The sequence below is a fragment of the Providencia sp. PROV197 genome, from assembly GCF_028479625.1.
Lineage (GTDB): Bacteria > Pseudomonadota > Gammaproteobacteria > Enterobacterales > Enterobacteriaceae > Providencia > Providencia vermicola.
In genome coordinates, this window is sequence record NZ_JAMPNZ010000007.1 from 1 (window position 1) to 15242 (window position 15242).

Sequence of the window (15242 nt, forward strand, 5' to 3'; positions counted from 1 at the left end):
TGTTGGTGTTGGTGTTGGTGTTGGTGTTGGTGTTGGTGTTGGTGTTGGTGTTGGTGTTGGTGTTGGTGTTGGTGTTGGTGTTGGTGTTGGTGTTGGTGTTGGTGTTGGTGTTGGTGTTGGTGTTGGTGTTGGTGTTGGTGTTGGTGTTGGTGTTGGTCAGGATATAAAAAAACAGCGCCATGTTAAACACAAGCGCTGTTTGATGTAATAATTAAGATTTACAGTCTATTATTGACCGTAAATATTTACACGATCACGCAACTCTTTACCTGGCTTGAAGTGGGGAACATATTTACCTTCCAGTTCCACTTTGTCACCTGTTTTTGGGTTACGGCCAACTCGTGGTGCACGGTAGTGAAGAGAAAAACTGCCGAAACCACGGACTTCAATACGCTCACCGCTAGCTAACGTATCAGCCATATGCTCAAGAATTTCCTTTACAGCTTCCTCAACGGTTTTTGCTGAAAGATGAGATTGCTGGCTAGCCAGTCTTTCAATTAACTCAGACTTGGTCATAGTACCTCCCTAAACTACCGCTACAAAGGGGCAACATTACCGTTGCCCCCACTTAATTATTCGCCTTTAGCTGCTTTGAAAGCTTCAGCCATAGCGTTGTTGCCGAATGCTGTATCTTCTTGCTTGTTCACAGCTGCAACAGCGTCTTTCTCATCAGCTTCGTCTTTAGCGCGAACAGACAGGTTGATTACACGGTTTTTACGATCAACACCAGTGTATTTAGCTTCAACATCATCACCAACGTTCAGAACCAGAGTTGCATCTTCAACACGGTCACGTGAAGCTTCTGATGCACGCAGGTAACCTTCAACGCCCAGAGTCAGCTCAACAGTTGCACCTTTAGCATCAACCGCGATAACTTTACCAGTTACGATTGCGCCTTTCTTAGTTGCTGCTAAGTAGTTATTGAATGGATCTTCAGCTAACTGTTTAACACCTAAAGAAATACGCTCACGCTCTGCGTCGACTTGCAGAACAACAGCTGCGATTTCGTCACCTTTTTTGTATTCACGAACTGCTTCTTCGCCTGCAACGTTCCAGGAGATGTCAGACAGGTGAACCAGGCCATCGATGCCGCCGTCCAGTCCGATGAAGATACCGAAGTCAGTAATAGACTTGATTTTACCTTCAACGCGGTCGCCTTTGTTGTGAGTTTCTGCAAATTGCTGCCATGGGTTAGATTTGCATTGTTTCAGGCCCAGTGAGATACGACGACGTTCTTCATCGATATCCAGAACCATAACTTCAACAACATCACCAACGTTAACAACTTTAGATGGGTGGATGTTTTTATTAGTCCAATCCATTTCTGAAACGTGAACCAGACCTTCAACGCCTTCTTCGATTTCAACGAAGCAACCGTAGTCAGTTAGGTTAGTAACGCGACCAGTCAGTTTAGTACCTTCTGGGTAACGTTTAGCGATTGCGACCCAAGGATCTTCGCCCAGTTGTTTCAGACCCAGAGAAACACGAGTGCGCTCACGGTCGAATTTCAGAACTTTAACATTGATTTCATCACCAACGTTGACGATTTCGCTTGGGTGTTTAACACGTTTCCAAGCCATGTCAGTGATATGCAGCAGGCCGTCAACACCACCCAGATCAACGAATGCACCATAGTCAGTAAGGTTCTTAACGATACCTTTAACTTCCATGCCTTCTTGCAGGTTTTCCAGCAGTTGATCGCGCTCAGCGCTGCTTTCAGATTCAATTACAGCACGACGAGAAACAACAACGTTGTTGCGTTTCTGATCCAGCTTGATTACTTTGAACTCAAGCTCTTTGCCTTCCAAGTGAGTAGTATCACGAACTGGGCGTACATCTACCAGTGAACCTGGTAAGAACGCACGAATGCCGTTCAGTTCAACAGTGAAACCACCTTTAACTTTACCGTTGATAACACCAGTTACAGTTTCAGCTTCTTCGTAAGCTTTTTCCAGCATCAGCCATGCTTCATGACGTTTCGCTTTCTCACGAGACAGGATAGTTTCACCGAAACCATCTTCTACTGCATCCAGAGCCACATCGATTTCGTCGCCAACTTGGATTTCTAGCTCACCCTGAGCATTTTTGAACTGTTCTACTGGGATAGCAGATTCTGATTTAAGACCTGCGTCAACCAGGACTACGTCTTTGTCGATGGCAACAACAGTACCACGGACGATAGAACCAGGACGAGTTTCAATATTCTGCAGGGATTCTTCAAAGAGTTGAGCAAAAGATTCAGTCATATTAATGATCTTCAAGAGTTTTTAATTAACGTCCACTTAGCTTCCCGCCAAATGGGGTTGTTTCACATACCCGACAACGTTCCATGTCGTAAGGTTAATGCTATGCTAATAAAATAACCAACATAGCGGTAAGTGCGTATATTATCTAATTATAAGCTAAAATAAAGCCTATTATCACGATAATTGTAGAATTTTTTTTGCGTAGGTGCGTGCTTTTTCAATAACTTCCTCAATAGACATACTTGTGGAATCCAGCACTAATGCGTCTTTCGCGGCAACAAGAGGCGCAACGGAACGGTTACGATCACGAAAATCACGCTCCTCTATTTCGCTTAAAAGACGTTCAAAATTAACATCAAAGCCCTTTTCTTGCAACTGCTTCATGCGCCGATGTGCGCGTTCTTCCGCTGAGGCGTCAAGGAAAATTTTCACTGGTGCGTCAGGAAACACAACAGTTCCCATGTCACGACCATCTGCAATTAAACCTGGCATCGTGCGAAATGCGCGCTGACGTCTTAATAATGCTTCTCTAACACGAGGAAATGTCGCGGTTTGTGAGGCTGTATTACCAACAGTTTCTGTTCTGATCTGATTGGAAACGTCTTCCCCTTCTAAGATCACTTTTAATACATTTTCTTCAGGAACAAAACGAACATCTAAATTTGCAGCCAAAGGCACTAATGCATCTTCTGATTGGATATCAACATGATGATGCAGTGCAGCCAATGCCAGTACACGGTAAATTGCACCTGAGTCTAAAAGTTGCCATCCAAAATCATTTGCCAATGCTTGGCAAAGGGTGCCTTTACCTGCTCCGCTAGGTCCATCAACCGTGATTACAGGGGCGATTGCCACCATAAAAAATCTCCTTTCCTGCAAATAGCCTTGGCTACCTACAATTGAATTCAGTGAAGGTATTATACCAATTCATCAATTTTGTGAAATAAGCAGGTTCTGATGATTGCAATAAAATAAGAGAAAGTTGATTTCTATGCGGAATGAAAAAGGTTGATATTTATACTTTGCTATCAACCCTTTTCATCGGGTGATTAACTTAATCGAGCTAACTGTTCAAAATAGTCGGGGAAAGTTTTTGCTGTACAACCTGGATCTAAGATAGTTACTGCTGTATCTGAGAGTGCAACTAAAGAAAAGCACATCGCAATACGATGGTCATTATACGTTTCAATTTCAGCATGCTGTAATTTTTTCGGCGGTATCACTCGAATATAATCGTGCCCTTCTTCTACTTCTGCACCCACTTTACGTAGCTCAGTTGCCATCGCATATAACCGGTCAGTTTCTTTTACACGCCAATTATAAATATTGCGAATAACCGTTTCACCTTCGGCAAATAATGCAACAGTACCAATTGTCATTGCGGCATCAGGGATAGCATTCATGTCCATGTCAATCCCTGTTAATGTTCCACGTTCACATTCAACAAAATCATCCCCCCAGCGAATGGTTGCACCCATTTTTTCAAGCACGTTTGCAAATTTAGTGTCACCTTGCAAACTGTTACGGCCAATACCTGTGACGCGTACAGTGCCGCCTTTAATCGCCGCTGCCGCTAAGAAATAAGAAGCAGAAGATGCATCACCTTCGACCAAATATTCACCTGGTGATTGATATTGCTGCTGGCCTTTAATGATAAAGTTCTGGTATTGATTATTTTCGACTTCAACACCAAAGGTTTTCATCAACGCTAATGTTATATCAATATACGGCTTAGAGACTAATTCTCCAATAATTGAAATGGTCGTGTCTTGCTCAGATCGAGGGGCTGCCATTAATAACGCAGTTAAAAACTGGCTTGATACTGAGCCATCAACCGAAATTTTCCCACCGACAAAACCACCTTTCAGGCGAATTGGGGGGTAATTTTCTTGCTCTAAATATTCAATGACAGCACCACCTTCTCTTAGCGAATCCACTAAGTGACCAATTGGGCGCTCTTTCATACGAGGTTCGCCTGTGAGCACAATGTCATTGTGGCTCAATGACAAAGCAGCGGTTAGTGGGCGCATTGCTGTTCCCGCATTTCCTAAAAATATTTCTAGCACATCAGGGTGAGATAAATTCCCCCCCAAACCTTCCACTCGACAACGTGTTTTATCTTCAGAAAGTTGATAATTCACACCTAGCAAGCTTAATGCATTCAGCATATGGCGAATATCATCACTGTCTAATAAGTTAGTGAGTGTGGTCGTTCCTTTGGCCATGGCAGCTAATAACAGTGCACGATTTGAGACACTTTTTGACCCTGGCAAGTTGATGGTGCCGTTAATTGAAGAGATAGGTTGTAATGTCAGGGATTGCATAAAAAGCAGTTTCTCCAGTGAAGTTGGCAAGTAAATAAAATTTGACCCTATTTTCTTTTTAATCGAATCGTGAGGGCACAAATAACCGACTGAACATCCTATTTCAGTCGGTAAATCTCATTATTGAGCGTGATGGCGTTCGAAATCAGCCATAAAATCAACCAATGCCTGCACACCATCTAATGGCATCGCATTATAGATAGACGCACGCATACCACCAGCCACTTTATGGCCTTTTAGTGAAAGTAGCCCTTGGTCTTTTGCCTCTTCGATAAATTTGGCATCTAACGCAGGGTTTTGCATTTGGAATGGTATGTTCATCCAAGAACGGTTTTCTACCGCAACGCGGTTGATATAAAACTGGCTATCATCAATCGCATTATAGAGTAACTGTGATTTTTCATAATTGCGTTTTGCCATTTCTTGCAAACCGCCTTGCGCTTTCAGCCATTTGAAAACCATACCCGCTAAATACCACGCAAATGTTGGTGGGGTATTAAACATCGAATCGTGCTTTGCTAATACTGTGTAATCAAATACTGACGGCGTTTGCGGTGATGCTTTACCTAATAAATCTTCACGAATAATGACAATAGTTAGCCCCGCAGGCCCAATATTTTTTTGAGCGCCTGCGTAAATCACGCCATATCGACTAACGTCGATAGGTTTAGAAAGGATGGAAGATGAGTAATCCGCAACGATAATTTTATCTTCGGGGAAATCAGGTTCTTCATGGATTGCTAAGCCACCAATCGTTTCATTAGGACAATAATGTACATAGGCCGCATCATCACTTAAAGGCCACTCGCTCATAGGTTTTAAGCTTGCAACGCCATCTTTTTCTTCTGTAATGTTGATGACGTTCGGCTTGCAGTATTTTTCAGCTTCTTTCGCTGCTGATTCTGACCAATAACCACTAACAATATAATCTGCAGTTGTTTTGCCCCCTAATAAATTCATTGGCAAAGTAGCAAAATGAGCGCGGGCTCCACCATGACAGAATAGTACTTTATAGTTATCTGGAATATTTAATAAGTCACGTAAGTTTTGTTCTGCTTCGGACGCCACTTCAATAAAGTCTTTTCCACGATGGCTGACTTCCATTACCGAAACACCTAAGCCTTTCCAATTACAAAATTCTTGTTCAGCACGACGCATCACTTCGACAGGTAGCATTGCTGGACCTGCACTGAAATTATAAACCTGACTCATTGACCTCACCCTATCTTCAATTATCGTTAGCAAAATTCACACAGATGCTTAAAGTTGTACCATTGTGAGCCTTTAGCTGCAACGGTTATTGTCGCGCGATAATGAAAAGTTATAGGGGAATTTGGGGCAGAATAAAGAAAAGAATTTTGTTAATCTCGTCACACTCTCAACAACCCTAATTTTATGAAGAGATTAACGATAAAAAACAGATAATATCCCGAACTGCTACCGAAAGTAACAATGCGGGATATTCAAACGAAGGGATTGATTAACTGATCACTTTACTCACAATTTCGATTGCTTCCTTTTCAATGAGGCGAAGGTGCTCTTCACCACGGAAACTTTCACAATAAATTTTGTAAGCTTCTTCTGTTCCTGAAGGCCTTGCGGCAAACCAGCCATAATCCGTCATAATTTTTAACCCACCAATGGATGCGCCATTACCTGGAGCCGTCGTTAAGCGCTGGGTAATTTTATCCCCTGCTAACATATCAGCTGCAACCATTTCTGGAGATAATTTACTCAGCTTAGCTTTTTCTTCGTGTGTGGCTTTGGCCTGAATGCGATTATAAATTGGGGCTCCGAATTTCTTGGCCAATTTATTATAACGCTGCTGCGGGTTTTCGCCTGTAACCGCTGTGATTTCAGCTGCTAACAAGCACAGGATAATACCGTCTTTATCTGTTGACCAAGGCGTACCATCGAATTTAAGGAATGATGCACCCGCGCTTTCTTCACCACCGAAACCCAGTTTCCCACTAAATAAGCCATCAACAAACCATTTAAACCCGACAGGCACTTCAACCAGTTCACGACCAATGTCGTTAACAACGCGGTCAATCATCGCACTGGAAACCAGTGTTTTGCCAACAGCGACCTCTTTCCCCCATTGCGGGCGATGTTGAAATAAATAGTCAATCGCAACGGCAAGATAATGATTAGGGTTCATTAGACCATCTGGTGTCACAATGCCGTGTCTGTCATAATCGGGATCATTAGCAAATGCTAAATCAAACTTCTCTTTCATCCCTAATAAGCCCGCCATTGCCCAACTAGATGAGCAATCCATACGGATAACACCATCATGGTCAAGAGGCATAAAACGAAAGGTTTGATCTAATTGGTCATTAACAATCTCGATATCTAGTTGATAATATTCTGCAATTTTTTTCCAATATTCAATGCCTGAGCCGCCTAATGGGTCAACACCTATTTTCAGCCCTGATTTCGCAATTGCCGCCATATCAACAACTTCACCAAGCGCAACCACATAAGGCATGATCAAATCTTGTGCTGTAACGTATTCACTTGCCATTGCAACATCAAAATTTAAACGTTTAACACCAACGAGGTTATCTACCAATAATTGATTGGCATGTTTTTCAATGACTGATGTTAAATCAGTATCAGCTGGGCCACCATTAGCTGGATTGTATTTGATCCCACCATCTTCTGGTGGATTGTGAGATGGCGTGATGACAATGCCATCCGCTATATCAGTATGAGACTGGTTATAACTTAAAATTGCATGAGAGACCGCAGGTGTTGGCGTAAAGCCGTTATTCTCCTGAACAATCACATGAACTTGATTCGCTGCTAATACCTCAACCACTGTAATGAACGCCGCTTCAGACAATGCATGTGTATCTTTACCAACATAACAAGGCCCCGTAACACCTTGTTGTTTACGTAAATCTGCAATAGCCTGCGCAATTGCTAATATGTGATTTTCATTGAAATTCTTGCGTAACGAACTACCGCGATGGCCAGAAGTACCAAATTTAACAGCGTGTGAAGCATTTCCTGGCTGAGGCTGCTGCGTATAATATTGAGCGGTTAATTGAGCGACATTGATCAAGTCACTTTGAAACGGAAGCTGCCCTGCACGTTCATGTATTGTCACTTGTTTTCTCCCAAAGCACTGATGCTTGGTTATCAACATCAGTGAAATTCAGTTATTAAATTGTATTACTCACTTTTTCAATCACATTGGCTGGAAATTGCATTTCCTGCATGATGGCATCAACCATACTGCGTTTGCGATTCGTGTTTGTATTCGTTATCACCCAGTAAGGCGTACCTGGGATATGACGAGGTTTAGATTGTTTACCTGCAGCAAGCAATGTTTGCTCATCACCCGCAAAATAAACACGAGTACGACCATGCATGAGCTCAGTTGCGCTGGCAAAACGTTTTGCATCTAAACTGTACAGTGTTGATAAAATCAACATAAAGCGGTCGATAGCTTTGCTTTTTTCAGCATAAGCATCAGACAATAATAATTCTCGAACGACTCTAACTGGATTTTGTGCCACCACAGGTGTACTCGCTGCGGGTTCGACCTTAACCACCGGTTGTGCCTGACTAATCTCTTTAACTGGTACTGGCTGCCCGGATTTGAAATTTAACATACGGCGCAAGATATCCGATGCACTTTCACCGATATGCTGTGTATGGCTCGCAATATAGCGGTAAAGCTCTTCATCAACTTCTATCGTTTTCATTTTTTCCCAGTACTTATTTAACTAAAATTTGCGGTGTGATTATAAGACAGTTTTAAAAAAAACAAAACAATTAAAATTTCAATAACTTAAAGTAAACATTCTGCTAAGTTTGATGATATTTCAGTGTGTTATCGTTCTATCGCTTTAGGTCTTTTTAATCCGTAGTCATATTCAATTTTCTGAATTTAACTTCTTACGCCTGCTATTCTATTGACCTAGCCAATGACCTTAATATTTAAGATGCTTATTCGAATATTTGGATTTTCTTTATAGCCATGACATGATAAGTGTCTCACTTCCCTAATTTTTGATAAGAAAAATATGACTCTGTTACTCAACCATACTATTCATAAACCCGAAAATCCACTGAGCAATAGCCCTGTCGTTCTTATTCATGGATTGTTTGGCGACCTCAATAATTTGGGTGTACTTGGTCGCGACCTTCAACACTATTTCGATACTGTTCAAATTGATGTTCGCAACCATGGCGATTCTTTTCGTGCTGAGCAGATGTCTTACCAACAAATGGCACAAGATGTTATTACTCTTATCAAATCATTAGGTTATGAAAGTGCGATTTTAATCGGTCACTCTATGGGTGGTAAAATTGCTATGGCAGCAACTGAAATTGCCCCTGATTTTATTGAAAAAATTGTCGCCATTGATATTGCTCCAGTTGCATACAAAGTGCGCCGTCACGATAAAATTTTTGCAGCACTAGATGCAGTGACCACTGAGCAAGCAAAAAATCGCCAAGATGCCGCTGCTATTATGCGAGACGAAATAAACGAGGAAGGTGTTATCCAGTTTTTACTTAAATCCTTTAAACAAGGGGAATGGAAGTTTAATATTCCTGCACTTAAAGCGAATTATGAAAAAATTATTGGGTGGGAAACCGTGCCAACATGGGATAAACCAGTCTTATTGATCCCCGGCGGTAATTCACCTTATGTACAGGCAGAGTATAAAGATGAGATTGCAAAGCAATTCCCAAACGCAAAGGCATGGGTTGTTGCAGATACAGGGCATTGGGTGCACGCAGAAAAACCCGACCATGTATTAAGAGCTATCCACCGTTTTTTATCTATTCCTCATTAATTCCTTTCTTTATAAAGATATTGAAAAGTAGCACTATATTTCAATATCTTTATCTTAGTCATTCACCATAATAATTTAACTTTGAATAAAAGAATAAGACAAACTTCAATACACAGGTAATATTAAAGCCTGTATTATCTTATTAAATTAAATACAAAATATGGCCATAGTTTAGCTTTGTTTTATATATTCAAAGGAATGATCAATTCAAATAATGAAAAGTATTCATGAACAATCAACTCTATACTTTATTAATATCATTGCCAAATTATCAGGGCAAACCAACACCAATAAACTTGAGGAATTAATACATAAAACCATCAGCTACAGTGAAAAAGTTAAACTAATCAAAAAAAATCATTATATTAACTGCAAAAAAAAACATCAAAAATCAAAAAATATTTCCAAGCTCACTTGCCCTGTTATTTTATATGATAAACAGGGTGAAGCATTTTTATTAGCTAATAAAAATAATGAACAAGTTCTTATTCAGAAGTTTGGTAACTCCCCACCTGAAATCTGTGATATCACACAACTACAACAACATTGGAGTGGAGACTGGCTGCATGTCAGTCTGAAACAAGGCCAATTTGATATAACATGGTTTCAAGTTGAGTTTATGAAATATAAAGCTATCATTCTTTGGGTTTTATTTTTCTCATTTATTCTCCAAATTTTAGCGTTAGTCTCACCTATTGTAATGCAAGTTATTATGGATAAAGTTTTAATTCATAATAGCTTAATGACTTTAGATGTTTTAATTTTTGGTTTAATCGTTGCGGCATTTATCGAGGTAATATTAAAGGGGCTGCGTGAATATATTTACCATCATACTGTAAATCGTATTGATATGACCCTTGGTCTTAAACTTGTCAATCATTTATTACGGCTCCCGATTCCCTTTTTCAAAAATCGACAAATCGGTGCTATTGTTACTCGAGTCAAAGAATTAGAAACAATACGAGAATTTTTAACCAGTAGTTTTTTCACATTGTGCGTAGATGTCTTATTTTTATTTGTCTTTATTTATGTGATGAACTTAATCTCTACAACACTCACATTAATATTTTTATGTTCTATCCCTCTTTATCTGGTATTAGCTTGGTGGTTAACCCCTAAAATTGAATCCGCTGCCCAGCAACAATTTACCAATATTGCCATTAATACCTCTTTCCTAACAGAAAGCATTAATGGTATTGAAACAGCAAAAAGCTTATCAGTTGAACCTAATTTTATCCGCCGTTGGGATCACCAAACCTCTGATATGAGCCAAACTAACTTTGTTTCTGGCCAAATTAGTTCTCGTTCTGAACATTTAGTCATGGTCATTGAGAAGGTCACGAGTGCCATTGTGTTATGGGTTGGCGCTTCTGAAGTATTAGCCTTGCAAATGACAATCGGTCAGTTTATCGCTTTTCATATGATGGTGAGTCACGCCAATCAGCCGCTGGTCAAACTGGTTAAATTATGGGGAGACTATATCCGTACCAATGTTGCCATAGAAAAGTTATCACAAATCATAAACTTACCTATCGAACAAAATAATAAAGAAAACACCCCATCCATCAAAGGAAATATTGTTCTTAAAGATATCTCATTTCGTTACCAACCCAACATGCCTTATATCCTTAAAAACTTTAATTTAAATATTAAAGCAGGGGAAACCATCGGGATTGTCGGTACATCAGGCTCAGGGAAAAGTACCCTTGCTCGCCTACTATTGCGGCTTTATACACCGGAAAGCGGCGCCGTATATGTTGATAATATGCCTTTATCCACTATCAATTTAAATTCACTCAGACAACAAATCGGCATTGTATTACAAGAAAATTATCTATTTAGCCAATCAGTTTTTCATAACATTGCTCAGACAGCCCCTAACGCGTCAATGGATGAGGTAATTTATGCCGCCAAAATGGCTGGCGCTCATGATTTTATTCTTAAATTACCAATGGGCTATGACACGGTGCTCGCAGAAGGTGGAACTTCGCTTTCTGGAGGGCAAAGACAGCGTATCGCAATTGCTCGCACCTTACTGGCAAACCCTAAAGTCATTATTTTTGATGAAGCAACTAGTGCTTTAGATGATGAGTCCCAAGCGGTTATTCAAGAAAATATGCATGTAATAGCCAAGGGGAGAACCGTGATTACCATCGCTCACCGTTTATCAACCATCCGCCACCACCAGCGGATCATTGTGATGCAAGATGGAAAAATTATTGAGCAAGGTAGCCACCAGCAGCTTATCGAGCAAGGTAATTTTTATAAGCACCTATGGACACTACAACAGTCTCTAAAATAAGGCATGGACGCAACATGAAACATCGATTAGAACGAAACCGTTATAACAGTTTTTTACCTTCGCACTTGGCTATTTTAAAAACACCACCTTCATATTTAGCCATGTATGTCGCGATAAGCATTAGCTTTGGTATTTTTATTGCCGTAGCTTGGTCATATTTTGGCAAGTTAGATATTCAAGCCACCGCACAGGGAAAATTGATTGTTTCTGGCCGTACACAATTAATTCAAGCATTTGAATTAAGTCGCCTACAGCATATTCATGTCGAGGATGGTCAGAGTGTCAAACAAGGCGATCCATTATTAACCGTTAATGTACTCGGTGTTGATCAAGATATTCTGAGCCTAAACTATCAACATAGTTTTCACGTGGCAGAGGCTTTAATTCATCAAGCTTTGTTGTCCCAACAACCCATTGCTAAATTACCGCCGTTTAATCAATTAACAGGCACCGAGCAAAAAAGTGCGTTGGCAAGTTATCAAACTCAACAAGCTGAATTTGAGTCACTCATTAATGAAATTAGCAATGAAATGCAGCTTAATGTTGTTAATCAACAAGCTAGAAGAAATGAGTTGAATTCAATTAATGCATTGATAAGTAATATTAAAAAACGCCTTGATGCACACCATTCATTGACTCAAAAACAGTTGATTAGCCAAAAAGAGTTTTTAGAACAAGAGCGGGAGCTCTTAATTGCAAAAAAAGAAAAAATCACTAAGCAATCTGAGCTGTCTACACTACTCGCTCAGCACCATGCATTAGTCGAAAGACAAGACAGAATCAAGGCGCAAAAAAAACAAGAATGGGATGATAAATACAAACAAGCGGTGTTTAAACAAGTTTCACTCCAACAAGAGTTATTGAAAAACCAAGAAAGGAACCAATTAGAAGTTATTCGAGCGCCTGTTGATGGTACCGTTCAACAACTTGCCACTTATACCCTTGGCGCCGTACTTCAACCCGCTCAACAACTCATGGTGATCGTGCCAAATAGCCATGTCCAACTCGCCGAAATAAAAATCTTAAATAAAGATATTGGCTTTATTCACGAAGGTTTGAAAGCCGATGTCAAAATTGACGCCTTCCCTTACACCCGTTATGGCACCATTGAAGGTGAAATTATCTCTGTTTCACGCGATAGCACCCAAGACGAAAACCTTGGGTTAGTTTTTCTCGGCCAAATAGGGCTTAACAAAAAAGAACTATTCGTTGATGGTGAAAACATCGAACTCACGCCTGGGCTTTCCATCGTAGCTGAAATAAAAACGAATAAACGCCGAATTATTGATTACCTACTTAGCCCTATTAATGAATATACCTCTAACGCGATGAGAGAAAAATAATCAATGGAACAAATCAATAACCATGGCTTAGATGCTTTAGTTTGGATGGCAAATTATTACCATAAAAATGTCTCTGCTGACCAACTTAGGCATGCGATTGGAATGCAAAACACCTCCCCAACAGATTGGGAAATGCGGGAATGTGCCCATATGTTAGGGTATGAAACAGAACTGGTTGCTTTGCCGTATTCAAAACTCGAACATATTCCCCTCCCCGCACTTGCTTATATAAAGGGAACTTGGCAAGTGTTACATCGAGAAAAAGAGCTTATCCTAATTGACCCTGTAGGTAATCAGCAGCACGCAATTTTAGACGCAGGGGTTGAGCAGCATACTGAACTCGACATTTTGTTATTCAAAGAGCAATTGGAACCTGAACAAAAAAAAGCATTCGGCTTTAGCTGGTTCATTCCCTCTATCATGCGGCAGACGGCGAAATTACGGAATATTTTTATTCTTTCTGCAGTAATTCAACTCTTTGCATTAGTGAGTCCTTTATTATTTCAAAACTTGATTGATAAGGTTTTAGTGGGGCGAAGCCTCTCTAATCTGCATATCATTGCGTTAGCTATCTTTGCGATTGCCATTGCTGAACCTCTGTACGGCTTTATTCGCAATAAAATTTTCAGCCATACCAGTAGCCAGATTAGCGCTGAACTATCTGGGAAAATTTATCGCCATTTAATGGCACTGCCGCTCAATTATTTTAAACTACGTCCAACGGGGAAAATTATTGCGCGGATCCGTGAACTCGCACATATCAGGCAGTTTTTAACTGGCTCTACGTTAATGCTGTTTATTGATTTTATCTTTGTGATCTTATTTATCGCCGTCTTATTTTCCTATAGCAGTGTGATGTCTTGGATTTTACTGGGTTCAATGGGGGTATTTTTTATTTTATGGATGGCTTTAGGCCCCATGATCCGCCAGCAAACTGAAAAATCCTACCAAGCAGATGAAAATGGGCTGACATTTCTCACCGAAAGTATTACGGGGATTGAAACTATTAAAACCACTGCGACAGAGAAATATTTTAATAACCGTTGGGAAAAAATATTCAGTAAGCAATTACAGCAAAACTTCAAAGTCTCTATGCGCAGTGAAATTGCAACACAATTGATGACCCTAGTGAGTAAAATCACCACCGCAATCCTATTGTGGGTCGGTGTTAAAGAAGTTTTAAACGGAGGAATAACCCCTGGTGAATTAGTGGCATTTAATATGCTAAGTGCACATGTGACTCAGCCTGTTCTTCGATTTGCACAAGTTTGGCAGGATTTTCAACATACTATAGTCTCCCTTCGTCGTGTCGGTGATATTCTTGATAAACCAGTAGAAAATGAACGAAAAGGTATTTCAAGTTCTTCCGCTATTCAGGGGCAAATCGAGTTTCAAAATATTCGATTTCGTTATCAGGCCGATACGCCTGAGGTTCTCAATAATCTCTCGTTGTCGGTTAAAGCAGGCGAGTTTATTGGTATTACTGGCCCTTCAGGCTCAGGGAAAAGTACGTTAACTAAGCTCTTACAGCGGCTTTATGTACCACAACATGGTCAAGTTATTGTAGATGGAATGGATTTAGCTGTCGCAGATACAGTATCACTGCGCCGAAAAATGAGTGTGGTTTTACAAGAAAGTACACTATTTGTTGGAAGTATTGCTGATAACATTCGCTTAAGTGCCCCCCAAGCATCAGATGAAAAAGTGATCCAAGCGGCAAAACTCGCGGGTGCCTATGATTTCATTATGTCTTTACCAGATAACTTCAATTCAGCCTTAGCAGAAAAAGGGTTGAACCTTTCTGGGGGGCAGCGCCAACGAATTGCCTTGGCCCGCGCTTTGCTGACTGAACCAGATATTTTAATTCTTGATGAAGCCACTTCGGCTCTCGATTATGAGTCAGAAGCTGCAATTATGGCAAATATGCATTTAATTGCCCAAGGCAGAACAGTTATTAGCATCGCACATCGGCTAAACACAATTATGCATGCTGATAAAATTTGTGTTATTCAACAAGGGAAAGTTATTGAAATGGATACGCATAAAAACCTCCTTGCATCGAATGGGCTTTATGCGCGTTTATGGCAACAGCAAACACAATAAAATGCCTAAAAAAGCATCACTTAGATAGCAAGTGGTGCTTTTTTCCTAAAAGCGTACTTTTTTTAACCTATCAGGCTCACTCGCTTACTTCCAAGCTATAGCACTGCGTG

At 40.4% G+C, this 15242-nt stretch carries 12 protein-coding genes; 5 read left to right on the forward strand and 7 right to left on the reverse strand.

The features are described 5' to 3' along the window. Positions 1-208: hypothetical protein (locus PR808_RS04065; protein WP_272538760.1), on the forward strand; the 208-nt coding region annotated here is incomplete at its 5' end. Positions 209-228: 20 nt separating this feature from the next. Here PR808_RS04065 and ihfB read toward each other — a convergent pair. From ihfB to seqA, 7 genes are all read right to left on the reverse strand, one after another. After that, a complete protein-coding gene (gene ihfB, locus PR808_RS04070) occupies positions 229-516 on the reverse strand; it encodes an integration host factor subunit beta (RefSeq protein WP_006813582.1) in 288 nt (95 codons plus the stop codon). A 56-nt stretch (positions 517-572) separates the two neighbouring features. Next, positions 573-2246 carry a 30S ribosomal protein S1 gene (gene rpsA, locus PR808_RS04075; protein WP_004909559.1) on the reverse strand — a complete coding sequence of 558 codons (1674 nt, stop codon included), beginning with the start codon at positions 2244-2246 and terminating at the stop codon, positions 573-575. 174 nt (positions 2247-2420) lie between these two features. Continuing rightward, complete coding sequence (cmk, locus tag PR808_RS04080) at positions 2421-3104, reverse strand: (d)CMP kinase (RefSeq protein ID WP_047756742.1); 684 nt, start codon at positions 3102-3104, stop codon at positions 2421-2423. 191 nt (positions 3105-3295) lie between these two features. Continuing rightward, positions 3296-4570 (reverse strand): 3-phosphoshikimate 1-carboxyvinyltransferase, encoded by a 1275-nt coding sequence (aroA, locus tag PR808_RS04085; RefSeq protein WP_206086640.1) that lies wholly within the window; start codon positions 4568-4570, stop codon positions 3296-3298. Positions 4571-4690: 120 nt separating this feature from the next. After that, positions 4691-5782, reverse strand: a complete 1092-nt coding sequence (serC, locus tag PR808_RS04090; RefSeq protein ID WP_206086639.1) for a 3-phosphoserine/phosphohydroxythreonine transaminase — start codon at positions 5780-5782, stop codon at positions 4691-4693. Positions 5783-6050: 268 nt separating this feature from the next. After that, complete coding sequence (pgm, locus tag PR808_RS04095) at positions 6051-7685, reverse strand: phosphoglucomutase (alpha-D-glucose-1,6-bisphosphate-dependent) (protein ID WP_206086638.1); 1635 nt, start codon at positions 7683-7685, stop codon at positions 6051-6053. A 55-nt stretch (positions 7686-7740) separates the two neighbouring features. Then, positions 7741-8286: a replication initiation negative regulator SeqA gene (gene seqA / locus PR808_RS04100; protein ID WP_206086637.1), complete on the reverse strand. Its 546-nt coding sequence runs from the start codon at positions 8284-8286 to the stop codon at positions 7741-7743. A gap of 321 nt (positions 8287-8607) precedes the next feature. On the opposite strand from seqA, the gene ybfF reads away from it, so the two are divergent. The 4 genes from ybfF to PR808_RS04120 all read left to right on the forward strand — a co-directional run bounded on the left by ybfF (position 8608) and on the right by PR808_RS04120 (position 15132). Continuing rightward, positions 8608-9384: an esterase gene (gene ybfF / locus PR808_RS04105; protein ID WP_272538761.1), complete on the forward strand. Its 777-nt coding sequence runs from the start codon at positions 8608-8610 to the stop codon at positions 9382-9384. A 214-nt stretch (positions 9385-9598) separates the two neighbouring features. After that, positions 9599-11686, forward strand: coding sequence for a peptidase domain-containing ABC transporter (locus PR808_RS04110; protein WP_272538762.1), 2088 nt, complete (start codon positions 9599-9601; stop codon positions 11684-11686). A gap of 14 nt (positions 11687-11700) precedes the next feature. Next, positions 11701-13029, forward strand: coding sequence for an HlyD family type I secretion periplasmic adaptor subunit (locus tag PR808_RS04115; RefSeq protein ID WP_206086634.1), 1329 nt, complete (start codon positions 11701-11703; stop codon positions 13027-13029). Positions 13030-13032: 3 nt separating this feature from the next. Then, complete coding sequence (locus PR808_RS04120) at positions 13033-15132, forward strand: type I secretion system permease/ATPase (protein WP_272538763.1); 2100 nt, start codon at positions 13033-13035, stop codon at positions 15130-15132. Positions 15133-15242 lie beyond the last annotated feature (110 nt).